The organism is Streptomyces sp. SID8374, assembly GCF_009865135.1.
Classification (GTDB): Bacteria; Actinomycetota; Actinomycetes; order Streptomycetales; family Streptomycetaceae; genus Streptomyces.
The window spans coordinates 1-18,839 of the sequence record NZ_WWGH01000002.1; the positions used below are offsets into that span (position 1 = coordinate 1).

At 73.4% G+C, this 18,839-nt stretch carries 10 protein-coding genes; 7 read left to right on the forward strand and 3 right to left on the reverse strand.

What is annotated here, in order from left to right; genetic code table 11:
- Window positions 1-141: 141 nt before the first annotated feature.
- The 3 genes from GTY67_RS23670 to moeZ all read left to right on the forward strand — a co-directional run bounded on the left by GTY67_RS23670 (window position 142) and on the right by moeZ (window position 3,212).
- Complete coding sequence (locus tag GTY67_RS23670; protein WP_093693877.1) at window positions 142-1,107, forward strand: NAD-dependent epimerase/dehydratase family protein; 966 nt, start codon at window positions 142-144, stop codon at window positions 1,105-1,107.
- A complete protein-coding gene (locus tag GTY67_RS23675; protein ID WP_161280237.1) occupies window positions 1,095-1,934 on the forward strand; it encodes a spherulation-specific family 4 protein in 840 nt (279 codons plus the stop codon). Before GTY67_RS23670 ends, GTY67_RS23675 begins: the two co-directional genes overlap by 13 nt.
- Before the next feature lie 99 nt (window positions 1,935-2,033).
- Window positions 2,034-3,212, forward strand: a complete 1,179-nt coding sequence (gene moeZ / locus GTY67_RS23680; RefSeq protein WP_030561087.1) for an adenylyltransferase/sulfurtransferase MoeZ — start codon at window positions 2,034-2,036, stop codon at window positions 3,210-3,212.
- A gap of 67 nt (window positions 3,213-3,279) precedes the next feature.
- Here moeZ and GTY67_RS23685 read toward each other — a convergent pair whose 3' ends face one another.
- The 3 genes from GTY67_RS23685 to GTY67_RS23695 form a co-directional block, all read right to left on the reverse strand.
- Window positions 3,280-4,860, reverse strand: a complete 1,581-nt coding sequence (locus GTY67_RS23685) for an alpha/beta hydrolase (RefSeq protein ID WP_093693875.1) — start codon at window positions 4,858-4,860, stop codon at window positions 3,280-3,282.
- A gap of 95 nt (window positions 4,861-4,955) precedes the next feature.
- Complete coding sequence (locus tag GTY67_RS23690; protein ID WP_161280238.1) at window positions 4,956-6,557, reverse strand: alpha/beta hydrolase; 1,602 nt, start codon at window positions 6,555-6,557, stop codon at window positions 4,956-4,958.
- An 83-nt stretch (window positions 6,558-6,640) separates the two neighbouring features.
- Entirely contained in the window at window positions 6,641-9,538 is a 2,898-nt protein-coding gene (locus GTY67_RS23695; protein WP_161280239.1) for a lysylphosphatidylglycerol synthase domain-containing protein, read from the reverse strand.
- Window positions 9,539-9,759: 221 nt separating this feature from the next.
- On the opposite strand from GTY67_RS23695, the gene GTY67_RS23700 reads away from it, so the two are divergent.
- The 4 genes from GTY67_RS23700 to GTY67_RS23715 all read left to right on the forward strand — a co-directional run bounded on the left by GTY67_RS23700 (window position 9,760) and on the right by GTY67_RS23715 (window position 18,789).
- Complete coding sequence (locus tag GTY67_RS23700) at window positions 9,760-10,167, forward strand: MGMT family protein (protein WP_161280240.1); 408 nt, start codon at window positions 9,760-9,762, stop codon at window positions 10,165-10,167.
- Window positions 10,168-10,384: 217 nt separating this feature from the next.
- On the forward strand, window positions 10,385-13,825 hold the full coding sequence (locus GTY67_RS23705; protein WP_161280241.1) for an ATP-dependent DNA helicase: 3,441 nt from the start codon (window positions 10,385-10,387) through the stop codon (window positions 13,823-13,825).
- 52 nt (window positions 13,826-13,877) lie between these two features.
- Window positions 13,878-17,381 carry a UvrD-helicase domain-containing protein gene (locus GTY67_RS23710; protein ID WP_161280242.1) on the forward strand — a complete coding sequence of 1,168 codons (3,504 nt, stop codon included), beginning with the start codon at window positions 13,878-13,880 and terminating at the stop codon, window positions 17,379-17,381.
- A gap of 10 nt (window positions 17,382-17,391) precedes the next feature.
- Window positions 17,392-18,789, forward strand: coding sequence for a dipeptidase (locus GTY67_RS23715; protein WP_093693869.1), 1,398 nt, complete (start codon window positions 17,392-17,394; stop codon window positions 18,787-18,789).
- Window positions 18,790-18,839 lie beyond the last annotated feature (50 nt).

Consider the following 18,839-nt stretch of genomic DNA (forward strand, 5'->3'; position numbering starts at 1 on the left):
CCCCGCGGAGCCGACGCCGCGGGTCTGTCCGACACCGCACGAACCGACCGCACGAACTGACTGACCCACCAAGGAGTAACCCGCCATGACCCCCCAATCCCCCGCACCGGCAGCCCGCCGTCGGCACCGAGGCGGTGCGCGATGAGGGTGCTGCTGCTCGGAGCCAACGGATTCCTCGGCCGCTTCGTCGCCGACCGTCTGCTCGCCGACCCCGCTGTCCACCTCACGGCCCTCGGCCGCGGCGACGACGCCGACGTCCGGTTCGACCTCGCCGGCGGCAGCCCGGGAGCGCTCACCCGCTTCCTGGACGCCGTCCACCCCGGAGTCGTCGTCAACTGCGCGGGCGCCACCCGCGGCGGCGCCCGCGACCTCACCCGCCACAACACCGTCGCCGTCGCCACCGTCTGCGAGGCCCTGCGCCGCAGCGGCTGCGGGGCCCGGCTCGTCCAGGTCGGCTGCGCCTCCGAGTACGGCCCCTCGCAGCCCGGCTCCTCCACCGCCGAGGACGCCGTCCCGCGCCCCGGCGGCCCGTACGGCGTCAGCAAGCTCGCCGCCACCGAACTGGTCCTCGGCTCGGGCCTCGACGCCGTCGTGCTCCGGGTCTTCTCACCGGTCGGCCCCGGCACCCCGGCCGGCTCCCCGCTCGGCCGGCTCGCCGAGGCGATGCGCCGGGCCATGCAGTCCGGCGACGGTGAGCTCAAGCTCAGCGGCCTCGGCGTGCAGCGGGACTTCGTCGACGTACGGGATGTGGCGCGGGCCGTCCACGCCGCCTCGCTCTCCGCCGCCCAGGGCGTCGTCAACATCGGCACGGGCCGCGCCGTCCGCCTCCGCGACGCCGCCGCCGTCCTCGCCAGGGTCGCCGGATACGCGGGCGCACTCCACGAGCTGGACTCCCCGCCTCCGCGCCTGCCCATCGGGGCCCCGCGCACATCCGCCGAGTCGGTCATGGAGCACCTCTCGGCGACCCCGTCCCCGTACCCCGACGGCTGTGGCGCCTGGCAGCAGGCCGACGTCCGCACCGCGCGGGACCGGCTCGGCTGGCGCCCCCGGATCAACCTGGAGGAGTCGCTCGCGGACATCTGGATGGAGGCGGCATGCCGTATCTGACCGCCCCCGCCGACGCCCGCAGGACCGCCGGCGGCGAACAGCTCGGCTTCGGCGTCCCCGGCTACGCCCACCCGCTGCTCGCCCCCGCCGAGTGGGCCGAGCTGACCCGCCCCGGCACCCCGCTGCACTGGGCCGTCCTCAACATCGCGGAGGGCCCCGGCACCCGGCCCGACCCGCACTGTCTGGAGGTGGCCGGGAGACTCCGTAACGCCCGGGAACGCGCCCTGCACGGCGAGGCCCCGGACGACTCCGTACGCGCCTGCGGCGGCCGGCTGCTGGGCCACCTCGACCTGGCCCACGGCAACCGGCCCTTCGACGAGCTGATCGAGGACGCGCGGGCCTTCATCGACTGGTACCGGGTCGGCGGCTTCTACCTCGCCCGCTGCCCCGCCGAGCGGGCCGGCCTCCCCGGCGTACGCCGTCTCACCGGCACGCTGCACGCCCTGCTCTCGGAGAGCGACAGCGCGGACGACGGCGGACGCCTGGTCCTGGGCCACGCCACCCACCCGTACCCCGGTTACGCGGAGGCGGCCGACCAACTGGTCACCTTCCAGGGCCCGTGGACCGACTACCGCTGGTCGCAGGTGGCCGAGTGGACGGCGGACTACCCGCCGGAGCGGTTCGCGCACTTCGTCCACGGGGTGCCGCGCACCCATCTCGACGAGGCGATGCGCATCGCCCGCTGGCAGGGCGCCGGGACGATCTTCTTCACCGACCGGGGCGGGCGGAGCGGCGAGGGGCAGAGCGGACAAAGCGACCCATTCGCGGCGCTGCCCAGGTACTGGGACGAAATCGTCTCGCGGATCGGACCCGGTATCTCGGAATGAGAAGGGGCGTGGCAGTGTTACCGGAAGAACAACCGTACGTAGTCGATGTACGCGCAGTCGACGTACGTAAATCCGACCACCTGCATTGTTGAGGTTCCTGTGTCGCTGCCACCCCTGGTCGAGCCAGCCGCTGAGCTCACCGTCGACGAGGTCCGCAGGTACTCCCGCCACCTGATCATCCCGGATGTCGGGATGGACGGACAGAAGCGCCTGAAGAACGCCAAGGTGCTCTGTGTGGGCGCCGGCGGGCTCGGCTCGCCGGCCCTGATGTATCTCGCCGCCGCCGGTGTCGGCACGCTGGGCATCGTGGAGTTCGACGAGGTTGACGAGTCGAACCTGCAGCGCCAGATCATCCACAGCCAGGCCGACATCGGCCGGTCCAAGGCGCAGTCCGCCAAGGACTCCGTGCTGGGGATCAACCCGTACGTCAACGTGGTCCTTCACGAGGAGCGGCTCGAAGCCGAGAACGTGAAGGAGATCTTCGCCCAGTACGACCTGATCGTGGACGGCACGGACAACTTCGCCACCCGCTATCTGGTCAACGACGCGGCGGTGCTGCTCAACAAGCCGTACGTCTGGGGATCGATCTACCGCTTCGACGGCCAGGCCTCCGTGTTCTGGTCCGAGCACGGCCCCTGCTACCGCTGCCTCTACCCGGAGCCCCCGCCGCCGGGCATGGTCCCCTCCTGCGCCGAGGGCGGCGTGCTGGGTGTCCTGTGCGCGTCGGTCGGCTCCATCCAGGTGACCGAGGCGATCAAGCTGCTCGCCGGCATCGGTGACCCGCTGGTGGGCCGTCTGATGATCTACGACGCCCTGGAGATGCAGTACCGCCAGGTCAAGGTCCGCAAGGACCCCGACTGCGCGGTCTGCGGCGAGAACCCGACCGTCACCGAGCTCATCGACTACGAGGCCTTCTGCGGCGTCGTCTCCGAGGAGGCCCAGGAGGCGGCGGCCGGCTCCACGATCACTCCCAAGCAGCTCAAGGAGTGGATCGACGGCGACGAGAAGATCGAGATCATCGACGTCCGCGAGCCGAACGAGTACGAGATCGTCTCGATCCCCGGCGCCAAGCTGATCCCGAAGAACGAGTTCCTCATGGGCAACGCCCTCCAGGACCTCCCGCAGGACCGCCGTATCGTCCTGCACTGCAAGACGGGTGTCCGCAGCGCCGAGGTCCTCGCGGTCCTCAAGTCGGCGGGCTTCGCCGACTCGGTGCACGTCGGCGGCGGCGTGATCGGCTGGGTCAACCAGATCGAGCCCGAGAAGCCGATCTACTAGAGCGTCACGCAGTACAGGTGAAAGGGGCCGGTCCACTCCGCGTGGACCGGCCCCTCTCTCATGCGCGTCACCCGCAGGTCGTGCCGTCCTCCGGGACCTTCCCCTCCAGGAAGTAGTCGTCCACGGCCCGGGTCACACAGTCGCCCTCGCCGTAAGCCCCGTGTCCCTCACCCTTGTTGGTGAGCATGATGCCGACGCCCTTGCCCAGCTCGTCCGCCATCCGCTGCGCCCCCTCGTACGGGGTGGCCGGGTCGCCGGTCGTCCCGATGACCAGGATCGGGCCCGCGCCCGGCGCACTGGTCTCCGGCGTCTCGTGCTCCCCGTCGACCGGCCACTGCGCGCACCAGCCCGCCGTGTCCCAGGCCAGGAACGGCCCGAACACCGGCGAGAGCCTGCGGAACTCCGGCAGCAGGGCCCGGGCCTCGTCCACCGTGGGGCGGGCCTTGGAGTCGGCGCAGGAGATGGCCCGCTGGGAGTGCGCCTGGGTGTCGTAACGCCCGTTCTCGTCCCGGCCGTTGTACGAGTCGGCCAGCCGCAGCAGGCCGTTGCCCGTGCCCTTGTTCTCCGCCTCCTCCAACGCGGCCGTCAGCGCGGGCCAGTTGGAGCGCGAGTAGAGCGGGGTGACGATGCCGGTGATCGCCAGGGACTCGGTCAGCTCGCGGCCGGACGCGGTCGGCAGCGGCTTGCGGTCGATCCGGGCCAGCAGCCGGGCGATGCGCTCCGAGGCCGCCTTCGGGTTCTCGCCGCGGTCCTTGAGGTAGTTCTCCAGGGCGCGTTGGAAGCCCGTCGCCTGGTTGCGGGCGTGCCCGATGCCGTCGGCCGTCGGGTCGACGACCGCGTCCAGCACGGTGCGCCCCACGTTCTGCGGGAAGAGGTGCGCGTACGTCCCGCCCAGCTCCGTACCGTAGGAGAAGCCGAAGTACGACAGCTTGTCGTCGCCGAGGACCTGGCGGATCAGGTCCAGGTCGCGGGCGGCGTTGGACGTGCCGACGTGCGGGAGGACCTTGCCCGAGCGGCGCCGGCAGCCCGCGCCGAAGTCCGCGCCGTCCTTGATGAACGCCGCCTCCTCGGCCGCCGTGTCCGGGGTCAGGTCCACACTGCGGAACGCCTGCTCCTGCTCCTCGTCGGTGCGGCAGCTCACCCCGGAGCTGGCCGCGACCCCGCGCGGATCGAACCCCACCAGGTCGTAGCGCGAGTTGAGCCTCTCGTACGAGGGGGCCGCGCGCGGCAGTATCTCGACGCCCGAACCGCCGGGGCCGCCGAAGTTGAACAGCATCGACCCGATCCGGCGGTCCCGGTCGCGGGCCTGCTTGCGGATCAGCGCGATGGAGATGGTCTCGCCGGACGGCTTCGCGTAGTCCAGGGGCACGTCGACGCTCGTACAGCGCCAGTCCGAGCCGGGCGCGCTCCCGCCGCGCGGGGCCTCACAGCGCTTCCAGTCGGGGCGCTGGGAGGTGAGGGCGGCGGGCAGCGGCGGGGTCTTCGGCGTCTCCTTCAGGCCCGGCGACGGGGAGGCGGCGGTGTCACCGGGGCGGCCGTCCGCCGGCTCGCTCTTCTCGGGTTCCGTCGTCAGCAGGCCGCAGCCGGCGAGCAGTCCCGCCGCCACCAGGCCCGCTCCGGCCTGTAGAACCCGTCGGTGCGCACGCATGATCCGGCTCCCCTCCCCGTGGCCCGAAGCCGGTGGTGCCGCGTCGGGCGTTCGTGATGTCCCGTCATGCTAGAGGCAGCTGCCACGGGTGTGGATCACTCGCAGACGGTGCCCGACTTCGGGACCGTACCGTTCAGGAGATAGCCGTCGACGGCCCCCTGAACACACGTGTTCTTACTGTTGTACGCGCCGTGGCCCTCACCCTTGTACGTCAACTCGACGCCTACTCCCTTGCCGAGCTTCTCGACCATCGCCTTGGCGCCCGCGTACGGGGTCGCCGGGTCGCCGGTGTTGCCGATGACCAGGATCGGGGCGGAGCCGGGGGCGCTGACGTCGGGGGTCTCCCAGGCGCCCGCGACCGGCCAGCCGGTGCAGCCCATCAGCCCCCAGCCCAGGTACTCCCCGAACATCGGGGAGGCCTTGCGGAAGGCGGGCAGGGCCGCCTTCGTCTGCTCCAGGGTGAAGCGCTGCTTGTCGTCGGCGCAGTTGATCGCGATGTTGGCCGCGTTGGAGTTGTCGTACCGGCCGTCCTCGGAGCGGCCGTTCAGCGAGTCGGCCAGCGCGAGCAGCAGGGCGCCGGAACCGCCGTCGGCCTCGTCCAGGCCCTGTTCCAGCAGCGGCCAGGTCTCCTTGGAGTAGAGCGCGGAGGCGATACCGGTGGTGGCCAGCGTCTGGGTCAGCGCCCGGTCGCCGAGCCCGTCGATCGGCTCCTTCTCCAGCTTCGCCAGGAGGTCGGCGATCCACTTCTCGACCTCGGCCCCGGTGGAGCCGGGCAGGGCGCACTTGTCGCCCCGGTCCGCGCAGTCCTTGGTGAAGTTGTCGAAGGCGAGCTGGAACCCCTGGGCCTGGCCGAGCGAGGACTGTTCGGCGTCCTTGGTGGGGTCGACCACCGCGTCGAAGACCGCCCGGCCGACCTTGTCCGGGTAGAGGTGGGCGTAGACGCCGCCCAGCTCGGTGCCGTAGGAGATGCCGAAGTAGTGCAGCTTGTCGTCGCCCAGGACCGTGCGCATCAGGTCCATGTCGCGGGCGGCGTTCGTGGTGCCCACATAGGGGAGTTCGGGGCCGGAGTTCTTCTTGCAGGTGGCGATGAAGTCCTTCTGGCCCTGGACGAACTCCTTCTCCTCCGCCGCGTCGTCCGGCGTGGAGTCCTCCTGGTACATCGCGTCCAGCTGGGCGTCGTCCGCGCACTCCACGCCTTCGCTGCGCCCCACCCCGCGCGGGTCGAAGCTCACCAGGTCGTACCGGGTGCGGAGCTTGTCGTAGTCCGCGCCGAAGGCCGGCAGGGTCGCGACACCGGACGCGCCGGGCCCGCCGAAGTTGAACAGGAGCGACCCGATCCGCCGCTTCTGGTCCTTGGCCTTCCCCCGGATCAGCGCCAACTCGATCGTCCGGCCGTCCGGCTCCGCGTAATCCAGCGGTACGTTCATGAAGGAGCACTCCCAGACCGTGCCGCCGGGCAGGGGCGAGGGCGACTCACCACCGCCCTGCGCCACGTTCGGCGCCGGACACGGCGACCACTCCAGCTCCTGCGACGCCAGCTCCTTCGAGGTGGCCGTGGGGGAGGCGGTCGAGGCCCCGGTGGGTGTGGAGCGGCCTTCTCCGCCCCCGTCGTCGCCGTCCGAGCAGCCCGCCAGGGGGAGCAGCACGGCGGTGGTGGCGGCGAGGGCGGCGGCACGCAGAGCGGGGGAAGTCCTCATGGGCTCCATCGTGCGGCGGGGCGCCGGGGAGCGCGCTGGGGCGCGGTCCATGCGGGTGGTGCACCCCCGGATATCCCTTCTCCTTACAGCTCGCCCTTCCGGGTCAGCTGGTTGAAGGCGATCCACCCCGGCAGCACCGGCAGCCACAGCGTCATCACGCGGTACAGCAGCACCGCGGGCGCCGCGACCTCCATCGGCAGGCCGACCGCGATCAGGCCCAGCGTCAGGGCGCCCTCGACCGCGCCCATGCCGCCCGGGGTGGGCGCGGCGGAGCCGAGCGCGTTGCCCGCGAGGAAGACCACCGCGATGCTCGCGTAGCTCAGCTGGGTCACGTCCGGGCCGCTGAACGCCCGGATCGACGCGTCCAGGCAGAGCACGAACAGCCCGGTCAGCAGCAGCATCCCGCCGATGCCCGTGACCAGCTTCTGCGGCCGCTGCACCACGTCCAGCATGCGCGGCACGACCCCGGCGAAGAGCGAGCGCACCCGCGTGACGACGAACTTCCGCAGGAACGGGATGGCCGTCACCACCAGCACCAGCACCGCCACCGTCAGCAGACCGGCGATCACCGTACGGGAGGGGGTGAGCGAGTCCGGGGTCTTCTCCGTACCCGTGAGATAGCCGAAGAGGGCCAGCAGCAGGATGTGGCAGCCGAGCCCGAAGAGCTGCGAGGCCCCGACGCTCGCCACGGCCAGACCGGGGCGCACTCCGGCGCGTTGCAGGAAGCGGGTGTTCAGCGCCACACCACCGACGGCGGCCGGGGCGACGATCTTCACGAACGAGCCCGCCACCTGCGCCTGCACGGTCTTCAGGAACGGCACCCGCTCCGGCACGAAGCCCAGCAGGCTCATCGCCGCCGCCACATAGCTGAGCGCCGAGAAGCCGAGCGCGGCGGCCACCCAGCCCCACTCCGCCTCCTCCACCAGCACCCCGAAGTCGGCCTGGGTGACCTGGGAGATCAGGAAGTACGCGGCGATGGCCCCGGCGATGAAGCTGAACAGGGTGCGCGGCTTGATCCGCTCCAGGCGCACCGGCTCCACCGGCGCCTGCGGCCGGATCAGCAGCACCTGCTGACGGATCTGGGCCAGCAGATCGCCCTCCCGGGCCTCCTCCAGCGCATCGTCCACGGCCCGCTTCTCTGCCTGCTTCTCGGTCCGCAGCGACTTGCGCTCGGCCTTGTGCCCGCTCTTCCGCAGGGTCCGCTGCTCGGCCTCGCCGTGCTCCGGCGCGCGCTCCCCGGCGGCCCCGGATCCGTCCTGGGCCCCGGCCCGCGCCGCGTCCTGCGCCCGCGCCTCCTTGGCCGCCCGCGAGGCCTCCAGCACCGCGTCCCGCTCCTGCTGCGAACGCTCCCGCGCGAGCCGGCGCAGCGTCGCCCGGGTGGAGCGGCTCAGCGCGATCGGCTGGAGCAGCGGCAGACAGTCCGCGACCGCGTCCGGCCCGAGCACGGCCAGGGCGCCGGAGACCGAACGCTCGGCCCCCACCCGCAGCCCCAGCGTGGTCAGCAGCTGTGCCACGTCCATCCGGAGTACCAGGTCACCGGCGGCGATCTCACCGCCGCGCAGGTCCGTCACGAACGCCTTGCCGGAACGATCCACCAGCAGCGCGTCACCGGTCAGCCTGCGGTGCGCGATCCGGCGCGACTGGAGCGCCTTCACCTGGCGCCAGGCGCTGCGCACCAGGTCGTCGGTGATCTCCTCGTCCTCCATCTGGTCCAGCGACCGGCCGCCGATGTGCTCGTAGACGAGCATCACCGCGTCCGGGCCCAGCTCGGAGGTGGCGATCAGCTTCGGCGCGTTCGCCCCGGCGGCGATCGCCGCGTACGCGAGGAGCGCCTCCTGCTCCAGCGCCTGCCGCAGCGACTGGATGGAGCGGCGCTGGGTGATCCCGCGCAGCGTGAGCCGGCGCCAGGCCCGGTAGAAGAACCCCTGGGCCTGCTGCTCCCGGTCGACGACCGTCACGTCCAGCGGCGGGCCGTCCTCCAGGGTGACCAGATACCGGCGCCCCCGGTCGTTCGGGTCGGTGTTGTCGTTGTCGGGGGCGTCCTCGGTGCGCATCGCGGCGACCGGCCGGAAGCCGACGTGCCGCAGCCCCGCCATCAGGTGCTGGCCGGTGGGGCGGACGTTCGGGGAGCCGACGGCGTACAGCGTGCCGTACGCCACGGTCCAGCCGATCAGGACCGTCAGGATGATCGAGAACGGGGTGGTGTACCCGCCGACGAGCATCGCGAACGCGTCGAGGAGCAGCACCGCCCAGAGCACGACCCGCCAGCGCGGCCGTCTCGCCATCCCGACGGCGGTCATGTACGCGATCACGGGGGCGAGGTAGCCGTGCACCGGGTCGGTCAGTCCGGCGCCCGGCTGCGGCTGGGTCAGCGCCTCCTGGATGGTGCCGGGCGCGGAGCGCGAGACCCAGAGGTCGGTGGCGAGGGTCACGCCGTGGGCGAGCACGGCGGCCAGGACACCGTCGGCGATGCGCAGCCCGTCCCGCTTGATCAGCCGTTCGATGGCGAAGGCGACCGGGACGAGCAGCACGGCGATGCTGGAGACCAGTCCGGCCATCTTGATCAGCAGATCGGGCGCCTGCTCGGTGCCCTTGGAGATGTCGTCCTCAAGCCCGGTGGTGGTGCCCTGGGCGAACGCGGCGATCGCGAAGAGCACGCCGATGGCGGCGATGCCGATGAGCAGCCGCATCAGGTCGGAGGGGCGGTGCACCCGGGCGGGGAGCAGCGGCTCGTCGCCGGAGACCCGGTCGGTCAGGGCGGCCTCGGCGGAGGCGAGGGTGGAGCCGGTCAGATGGCCGAGGGTGGACGCGGTGGCGGCGCTGGGACCGTCGGCCCGGACCACGGGGGCGGGGTCCGGGGCCGTCTCCGCGCGCTCCCCGGCACGCTCCGGCGTACTCTCCGCGCGCTCCCCGGTGGGCTCCGGCGCACTCGGCGGGCGCTCTCCGGCATCGGAGGCGTCCGCCGCCTTCGGTGGCTGCACGCCCTGCTCCTTCGTCGCCTCTGGTTCGTCTTCGTGGTCTCGTATCACCGGTCACCGCCCGGATGATGGTGGCACGGCCCGGAGACGGAGGGGGGCATCAGGGTGCGTCGCACGGGCGCGGGATGCGCAACATACGCCCCTTTGCACCCGCGCGCACGCGCGGTGCCCCTACCGACACGGTTCCGGCCGCGCTGTCGGTGGCGTACGGCAGGATGGGGCGGATGAGCCAGGACGAGACGGGCGACGAGCAGCCGGCCGAGCTGCCGGAGTACGCGGAGCGGGTCCTCGACGTCGCCGACCTGATCCCGCCGGGCCGGGTCATGACGTACGGCGATGTCGCGGAGTGGCTGGGCGACGGCGGCCCCCGGCAGGTCGGCCGCGTCATGGCGCTGTACGGCTCCGCCGTGCCGTGGTGGCGCGTGGTGCGGGCGGACGGGGCGCTGCTCCCGGGCCACGAGCTGCGGGCGCTGGACCACTACCGCGCGGAGGGGACGCCGCTGCGTGAGGCGTCGCGCCGGGCGAACGGACACCTGCCGCGGCTGGACATGCGCCGGGCGCGCTGGGACGGGAGCGGCGGGGGAGGTGACGGCGGCCCCCTCGGCGGCCGGGGCGAGGAAACTCACATCTGACGCCGGACGCCACCGCCCGTCTCCGGCAGGGCGCGGCCGGAGGCGTGACGAGAGACGCAGCGCACCCGCCGCCTCCCGCACCCCCGCTGGCGTAGCGTCGTCACCGCGTCGCACGCGCGCCCCCCTCCTCGTACCGAGTACCGACTCCACGACCTGTGCGGCTGCACAACCCGTACGACCTGTACGGCCCGAAAACCCACCAGGACCGGCGATCCACGTGAGCTCCTCCTCTTCCACCCGGCACAGTCCGCACCGTGAACCACGGCCGCGGACCACGGGCGCGTACCGCCTGGTGCGCACCCCGCCGGGTGCGGTGGAGCCTCCTCTTCTGGACGCAGGCCAGCGCGCTGTGGTTGATCACGCCGAGGGACCGCTCCTCGTCCTCGCCGGTCCCGGCACCGGCAAGACCACCACGCTCGTGGAGTCCGTGGCCGCCCGGGTGAACCGGGGCGCCGACCCCGCCCGCATCCTCGTCCTCACCTTCAGCCGCAAGGCGGCCGTCGAACTGCGCGACCGGATGGCGGCCCGGCTCGGGGCGGCGCGCGGCCCGCAGGCCACCACCTTCCATTCGTACTGCTACGCCCTGGTCCGCGCCCACCAGGACGCCGATCTCTTCGCCGATCCGCTGCGGCTGCTCTCCGGGCCCGAGCAGGACGTCACCGTCCGCGAGCTGCTCGCCGGCCAGCTGGAGCTGGAGAAGGAGGGGCTGGCCCATGTCCGCTGGCCCGACGAGCTGCGCGCCTGCCTGACCACCCGGGGCTTCGCCGACGAGGTGCGGGCCGTGCTCGCCCGCAGCCGCGAACTGGGCCTCGGTCCGGACGCCCTCGCCGCCTTCGCCCGCCGCACGGGCCGCCCGGACTGGTCGGCGGCGGCCCAGTTCCTCGCCGAGTACCTGGACATCCTCGACGCCCAGGGCGTCCTGGACTACGCGGAGCTGGTCCACCGCGCGGTCCTGCTCGCCGAGCGCCCGGAGGTCTCCGCGCAGCTGGCCGGGGCGTACGACGCGGTGTACGTCGACGAGTACCAGGACACCGACCCGGCGCAGGTGCGCCTGCTGCACGCCCTGGCCGGGAACCGGGGGCGCGGGGCGCACGCCGGGGGCGGCCGGACGCTGGTGGCCTTCGGCGACCCTGACCAGTCGATCTACACGTTCCGGGGCGCCGATGTGAACGGCATCCTCGAATTCCCCGACACCTTCCGGCGGGCGGACGGGGCCCCCGCACCCGTGGGCGTCCTGACCACCTCGCGCCGCTCCGGCTCCGAGCTGCTCGCGGCGACCCGGCTGCTCACCCGCCGGATGCCGCTGACCCGGCTGCCCGCCGACACGGTCCGCGCCCACCGCGAGCTGCACGCCGTCCGGGAGGGCGGCCGGGTGGAGACGTACACCTACCCGACCGCCTCCACGGAGCTGGACAACATCGCGGACCTGCTGCGCCGCGCCCACCTGGAGGACGGGGTTCCGTGGCGCGAGATGGCCGTGCTGGTACGGGCCGGAGGCCGCTCGCTGCCCGCCGTCCGCCGCGCCCTCACCTCGGCGGGCGTCCCTCTGGAGGTCGACGGCGACGACCTCCCGCTCCGCCACGAACCGGCCGTCGCCCCGCTGCTGACGGCGCTGCGGACGGTGGCGACGGCGGCGCTGCACACGCATCGGATCGACGAGCAGGCGGCCGATGAGGAACAGGGCGACGGGCAAGGCGAGGGGCAAGGCGAAGGCGCGGGCGAGCAGGCCGGGGGCGGGGGCGAGCAGGCGGCCGATGAGCCGGAGGCAGCCCCGGTCACCGCGCCCTGGCTCACCACCGAGACCGCCCTCACCCTCCTCACCTCCCCCCTCGGCTCCATGGACGCCGCCGACCTCCGCCGCCTCGGCCGGGCACTGCGCGACGAGGAGCGCGCCGCCGGAATTCGGGTCCCCGCCCCCTCCGACGAGCTGCTGGCCCGAGCGCTGGCCGAGCCCGAACGGCTGGTCACCCACGATCCGGCGTACGCCCACGGCGCGCAGCGCCTCGGCGCGCTCCTGCGCAAGGCCCGCGAGCTCCTCGAAGGCGGCGGCACCGCAGAGGAGGCCCTGTGGACCCTGTGGAACGGCACCCCCTGGCCGGGCAGGCTGGAGCGGGCCGCGCTGCGCGGCGGGGCGGGCGGACGCAATGCCGACCGCGACCTCGACGCGGTGTGCGCCCTGTTCGACACGGCCGCGCGCGCCGAGGAGCGCACCGGCGGACGCGGGGCGCTCAACTTCCTGGAGGAGGTGGACGCCCAGGACATCGCCGCCGACACCCTCTCCCGGCGGACCGCCCGCCCCGACGCCGTACGCCTGATGACCGCGCACCGCTCCAAGGGCCTGGAGTGGCGGCTCGTCGTCGTCGCCGGGGTCCAGGAAGGGCTCTGGCCCGACCTGCGCCGACGCGGTTCCCTCCTGGAGGCGGACCGGATCGGCCGCGACGGGCTCGCCGAACCCCTCACGCCCGGCGCCCTCCTCGCCGAGGAGCGCCGCCTCTTCTACGTCGCCGCCACCCGCGCCCGCGAGCGCCTCGTCGTCACCGCCGTGAAGGCCCCCGCCGACGACGGCGACCAGCCCTCCCGCTTCCTGACCGAGCTGGGCGTCGAACCCCGCGATGTCACCGGCCGCCCGCGCCGCCCCCTCGCCGTCGCCGCGCTCGTCGCCGAACTGCGGGCCACCACGGTCGACCCGGCCGCCTCCGACGCCCTGCGCGACGCCGCCGCCCACCGCCTGGCCCGGCTCGCCGCGCTCACCGACGACGAGGGCCAGCCGCTCGTGCCCGCCGCCCACCCGTCCCGCTGGTGGGGCCTGGACGAACCGACCCGCTCCGCCGTCCCCCTGCGCGACCGCGACCAGCCCGTCACCCTCTCCGGCTCCGCCCTGGACCAGCTCGCCAACACCTGCGCCCTCCAGTGGTTCCTGGGCCGCGAGGTCAAGGCCGACGCCCCGGCGACCGCCGCCCAGGGGTTCGGCAACGTCGTCCACGTACTCGCCGACGAGGTCGCCTCCAGCCGTACGCCCGCCGATCTCGACGTCCTCATGGAGCGCCTGGACTCCGTCTGGAACGGCCTCGCCTTCGACGCCCCCTGGAAGTCCGAGCAGGAGAAGGACCAGGCCCGCGCCGCCCTGGAACGCTTCCTGCACTGGCACGTCCTGGACCGGGGCGGCCGCACCCCCACCGCCAGCGAGCACGACTTCGACGTGACCCTGGAGGCAGGCGAGTACGCCGTCCGCATCCGGGGCTCCATGGACCGCGTCGAACAGGACGCCGAGGGGAGGGCGTACGTCGTCGACTTCAAGACCGGCAAGGGCGCGCCCACCAAGGACGAGGTGGCCACCCACCCCCAGCTCGCCGTCTACCAGCTGGCGGTCCGCGAGGGCGCGGTCGACGAGGTGTTCGACGGCAAGCGCCCCGAACCCGGCGGCGCCGAACTGGTCCAGCTCCGCCAGCCCGCCCCCAAGAAGGAGGGCGGCGACACCTTCCCCAAGGTCCAGGCCCAGGAGCCGCTGGCCGGGGAGTGGGTCTCCGACCTGCTCGCGACGGCCGCCGGCAAGGTCCTGGACGAACGGTTCACGCCCACCACCGGCACCCACTGCGCCCACTGCGCCTTCCGCGCCTCGTGCAGCGCGCAGCCGGAGGGGCGGCAGGTGGTGGAGTAGGGCTCATGGGCATCGGCCCGGGTTGTCAGTGGCTCCGGTTACCGTTTTCCACGTGTCCTCACGCATCACCGATCCCGAGCAGCTCAAGGAGCTCCTCGGGATCCCCTTCACCCCGGAGCAGACGGCCTGCATCACCGCGCCGCCCGCCCCGCAGGTGATCGTGGCCGGAGCCGGGTCGGGGAAGACCACGGTGATGGCCGCGCGTGTGGTCTGGCTCGTCGGCACCGGCCAGGTCGCACCGGAACAGGTCCTCGGCCTCACGTTCACCAACAAGGCGGCGGGCGAGCTGGCCGAGCGCGTCCGCAAGGCGCTCGTCGCCGCCGGGGTCACCGACCCGGAGGTCATCGACCCGGACAACCCGCCGGGCGAGCCCACGATCTCCACGTACCACGCGTTCGCCGGCCGCCTCCTCACCGAGCACGGACTGCGCATCGGCCTGGAGCCCTCCACGCGCCTCCTCGCCGACGCCACGCGCTACCAGCTGGCAGCAAAGGTGCTGCGGGAGGCCCCGGGCCCGTATCCGGCGCTCACCCGTTCCTTCCCGACCCTGGTCAGCGACCTCCTGGCCCTCGACGGAGAGCTGTCCGAACATCTCGTACGGCCCGGAGAGCTGGAGGCGTACGACAGCGAGCTGCTGCGCGAGCTGGCCACCGCCAAGCTCAGCAACGCCGACCTGCGCAAGATCCCCGAGACCGCCGAGGCCCGCCGCTCCCTCCTCTCCCTCACCGAGCGCTACCGGTCGGCCAAGCGGAGCCGTGACCTCCTGGACTTCGGCGATCAGATCGCCCTCTCCGCCGAGCTGGCCCTGACCCGGCCGGAGGTGGGGGAGATCCTGCGGGACGAGTTCCGGGTGGTGCTGCTGGACGAGTACCAGGACACGTCGGTCGCCCAGCGGCTGCTGCTGTCGGCGCTGTTCGGCAGCGGCGGTGGTGGAAGCGGCGGTACGGCTACGGAGTCGGGGGCGGCCGGCCCCCCGCCCACCGGCCACGCGGTGACCGCCGTAGGCGACCCCTGCCAGGCGATCTACGGCTGGCGCGGCGCCTCCGTCGCCAACCTGGACGACTTCCCCGAGCACTTCCCGCACGCCGACGGCACCCCCGCCACCCGTTACAGCCTCAGCGAGAACCGCCGCAGCGGCGGCCGCCTCCTCCACCTCGCCAACGGCCTCGCCGAACCGCTGCGCGCGATGCACGAGGGAGTGGAGGCGCTGCGCCCCGCACCCGGCGCCGAGCGCGACGGGCTGGTCCGCTGCGCCCTGCTCAGCACCCACACCGAGGAGATCGACTGGCTCGCGGACTCCCTCGCCCACCTCGTGCGCACCGGCACCCCGCCCGGCGAGATCGCCGTCCTGTGCCGCACCGCCGGGGACTTCGGGCAGATCCAGGCGGCCCTGGTCGCCCGGGACATCCCGGTCGAGGTGGTCGGCCTCGCCGGGCTGCTGCACCTGCCCGAGGTGGCGGACCTGGTCGCCGTGTGCGAGGTCCTCCAGGACCCGGGCGCCAACGCATCGCTGGTCCGCCTCCTCACCGGCCCGCGCTGGCGCATCGGCCCCCGCGACCTCGCGCTCCTGGGCCGCCGCGCCCGCCTCCTCGTCCACCGGGCCGCCCAAGGGGACGACGCCGACCCGGACCGGCGGCTCGCGGAGGCCGTCGAGGGCACCGACCCGGCCGAGGTGATATCGCTCGCCGACGCCCTGGACACCTTCCTCATCGCGGGTGACGCGGCGGACGACGGGCTGCCGTTCTCGGCTGAGGCCCGTGTGCGCTTCGCCCGCCTCGCCCGGGAGCTGCGCGACCTGCGCCGCTCGCTCGCCGACCCCCTGATGGACGTCCTGCACCGCGTCCTGGCCACCACCGGTCTGGAGGTCGAGTTGTCCGCCTCCCCGCAGGCACTGGCCGCCCGCCGCCGCGAGACGCTGGCCAACTTCCTGGACATAGCGGCCTCCTTCGCCTCCCTGGACGGCGAGGCGTCGCTGCTCGCCTTCCTGGGCTTCCTGCGGACGGCAGCGCAGTACGAGAAGGGCCTCGACAACGCGCTGCCCGGCGGCGAGAACACGGTGAAGGTCCTCACCGCGCACAAGTCCAAGGGCCTGGAGTGGGACGTGGTCGCCGTGCCCGGACTGGTCTCCGGCCAGTTCCCCAGCGACCGGGCCCGGGACGCCTGGACCGCCCAGGCCAAGGTGCTCCCGCACGCCCTGCGCGGCGACGCGGCGACCCTTCCGGTGCTGGACGCGTTCGACGCCAAGGGCATGAAGGCGTTCAAGGCGGAGATGAAGGAGCACCAGCACACGGAGGAGCTGCGCCTGGGGTACGTCACCTTCACCCGCCCCCGCTCCCTCCTCCTGGGCTCCGGCCACTGGTGGGGCCCGTCCCAGAAGCGGACGCGCGGCCCGTCGGCGTTCCTGGAGGCGCTGTACGAGCACTGCGCGGCCGGTCACGGCGAGATCGAGGCCTGGGCGGACGAGCCCGCCGAGGACGAGGAGAACCCGGCCCTCGCGACGCCCGACACCGACCTGGCCTGGCCGCTCCCGCTGGACGCCACGGCCCTGGCCCGCCGCCGCGCCGCCCGCGACACGGTGCTGGCCCACCTGGAGAGCCTGGCCCTCCACGGCGACGAGCAGCCACCGGCGTACGCCCCCGAACCCGACGACGTACCGGCGCACGAGCCCTGGGCCGAGGAGCCCCCGGCCGACGAGCCACCGTTCGACGAGGACTGGGACTGGGACGCGCTCCCCACCGAACGCCCCCCGGACCCGGCATCGGAGCCCGTCCCGGCCACGGCATCAGGGCCCGTACGGGAGACCGCCCCGCACATCCCCGCCGCCCGCCACCCCCAGGAAGAACCGGCGGACCACCTCACCCCCGAGGAGACCCGCACCCTCGCCTCCTGGGACCGGGATCTCGACGCGCTCGCCGGGGAGCTGCGCCGGGCCCGGGCCACCGTGCACGACGTCCTCGTCCCCGCCTCGCTCTCCGCCACCCAGCTGCTGCGCCTGGCCGAGGACCCCGACGCCTTCGCCAAGGAGCTGGCCCGGCCCATGCCCCGCCCGCCGCAGCCCGCCGCCCGCCGGGGCACCCGGTTCCACGCCTGGGTGGAGTCGCGGTACGAGGAGCTGCCGCTGCCCATGCTCGGCCCCGACGAACTGCCCGGGGGCGACGAGAGCGACGCGGAGATCGCCGACGAGCGGGACCTCGCCGAGCTGAAGGAGGCCTTCGAGCGCACCGCGTACGCCCGGCGGACGCCGTACCGGGTGGAGACCCCGTTCCAGATCACCCTCGCGGGCCGGGTGATCCGGGGCCGGATCGACGCGGTGTACCGCACGGGTGACACGTACGAGATCGTCGACTGGAAGACCACCCGGCACCGCACCGCCGACCCGCTCCAGCTCGCCCTCTACCGGCTGGCCTGGGCCGAGCTGCACGGGCTGCCCCTCGACGCGGTCACCGCCACCTTCCTCTACGTACGCACCGGGGAGACCGTCCATCCCCAGGGGCTGCCGGGCCGGGCTGAGCTGGAGCGGATCCTGCTGGACGAGCCGGCCCCCGAGGACGGATAGGCTCAAGAGCATGAGCGAGACCCCGGACAGCGCCGTCCGTACGTACACCGAACAGCACCGCGCAGCCTTCCTCGACGACCTCGCCGAGTGGCTGCGCATCCCGTCCGTCTCCGCGCAGCCGGAGCACGACGGGGACGTACGGCGCAGCGCCGAGTGGCTGAGCGCCAAGCTCAAGGAGACCGGTTTCCCGGTCACCGAGATCTGGGAGACCCCCGGCGCCCCGGCGGTCTTCGCCGAGTGGCCCAGCGAGGACCCGGACGCCCCGACGGTCCTGGTCTACGGCCACCACGACGTACAGCCAGCCGCCCGCGAGGACGGCTGGGCCACCGACCCGTTCGAGCCGGTGATCCGCGACGGCCGGATGTACGGACGCGGCGCGGCCGACGACAAGGGCCAGGTCTTCTTCCACACCCTCGGCGTCCGCGCCCACCTCGCCGCCACCGGCCGCACCACCCCGGCCGTCCACCTCAAGCTGCTGATCGAGGGCGAGGAGGAGTCGGGCTCCCCGAACTTCCGTGCCCTGGCCGAACAGCACGCGGACCGCCTCGCCGCCGACGCCGTGATCATCTCCGACACCGGCATGTGGGACGAGGAGACCCCGACCGTCTGCACCGGCATGCGCGGCCTCGCCGAGTGCGAGATCGTGTTGGACGGCCCCGCCCAGGACATCCACTCCGGATCGTTCGGGGGAGCCGTCCCCAACCCGGCCACCGAGATCGCCCGCCTGGTCGCCGCCCTCCACGACGAGGACGGCAAGGTCGCGATCCCCGGCTTCTACGACGGGGTCACCGACCTCACCGACACCGAGCGGGCCCTCTTCGCCGAGCTGCCCTTCGACGAGGCGACCTGGCTGCGTACGGCGAAGTCGCGGGCGGCCTCCGGCGAGGCCGGGTACTCCACGCTGGAGCGCGTGTGGGCCCGCCCCACCGCCGAGGTCAACGGCATCGGCGGCGGCTACCAGGGCGCGGGCAGCAAGACGATCATCCCGTCCTCCGCCCTGGTGAAGATCAGCTTCCGGCTGGTCGACGGCCAGGACCCCGACCACGTACAGCAGGCGGTCCGCGCCTGGGCCGAGTCCCGCATCCCGGCGGGCATCCGGCACAGGATCACCTTCCAGCCCGCCACCCGCCCCTGTCTGACCCCGCTGGACCACCCCGCGCTCCAGGCCGTGGCCCGCGCGATGGGCCGGGCCTTCGGCAAGAAGATCCTCTTCACCCGTGAGGGCGGCTCCGGCCCGGCCGCCGACCTCCGGGACGTGCTCGGCGCCCCCGTCCTCTTCCTCGGCATCTCCGTACCCTCCGACGGCTGGCACGCCCCCGACGAGAAGGTGGAGCTGGACCTGCTGCTGAAGGGCGTGGAGACGACCGCGTACCTGTGGGGCGAACTGGCCACGGCGCTCGGCCGGTGAACCTCGGCCGATGAATCCGCCCCACCTCCGCACACCCGATCCACCCAGGG

What these genes read in the sequence shown, in the direction of transcription:
- GTY67_RS23690 (WP_161280238.1), bottom strand. Translation starts at nt 6,557, where the DNA reads ATGAGGACTTCCCCCGCTCTGCGTGCCGCCGCCCTCGCCGCCACCACC.
- GTY67_RS23685 (WP_093693875.1), bottom strand. Translation starts at nt 4,860, where the DNA reads ATGCGTGCGCACCGACGGGTTCTACAGGCCGGAGCGGGCCTGGTGGCG.
- GTY67_RS23700 (WP_161280240.1), top strand. Translation starts at nt 9,760, where the DNA reads ATGAGCCAGGACGAGACGGGCGACGAGCAGCCGGCCGAGCTGCCGGAG.
- GTY67_RS23675 (WP_161280237.1), top strand. Translation starts at nt 1,095, where the DNA reads ATGCCGTATCTGACCGCCCCCGCCGACGCCCGCAGGACCGCCGGCGGC.
- GTY67_RS23670 (WP_093693877.1), top strand. Translation starts at nt 142, where the DNA reads ATGAGGGTGCTGCTGCTCGGAGCCAACGGATTCCTCGGCCGCTTCGTC.
- GTY67_RS23715 (WP_093693869.1), top strand. Translation starts at nt 17,392, where the DNA reads ATGAGCGAGACCCCGGACAGCGCCGTCCGTACGTACACCGAACAGCAC.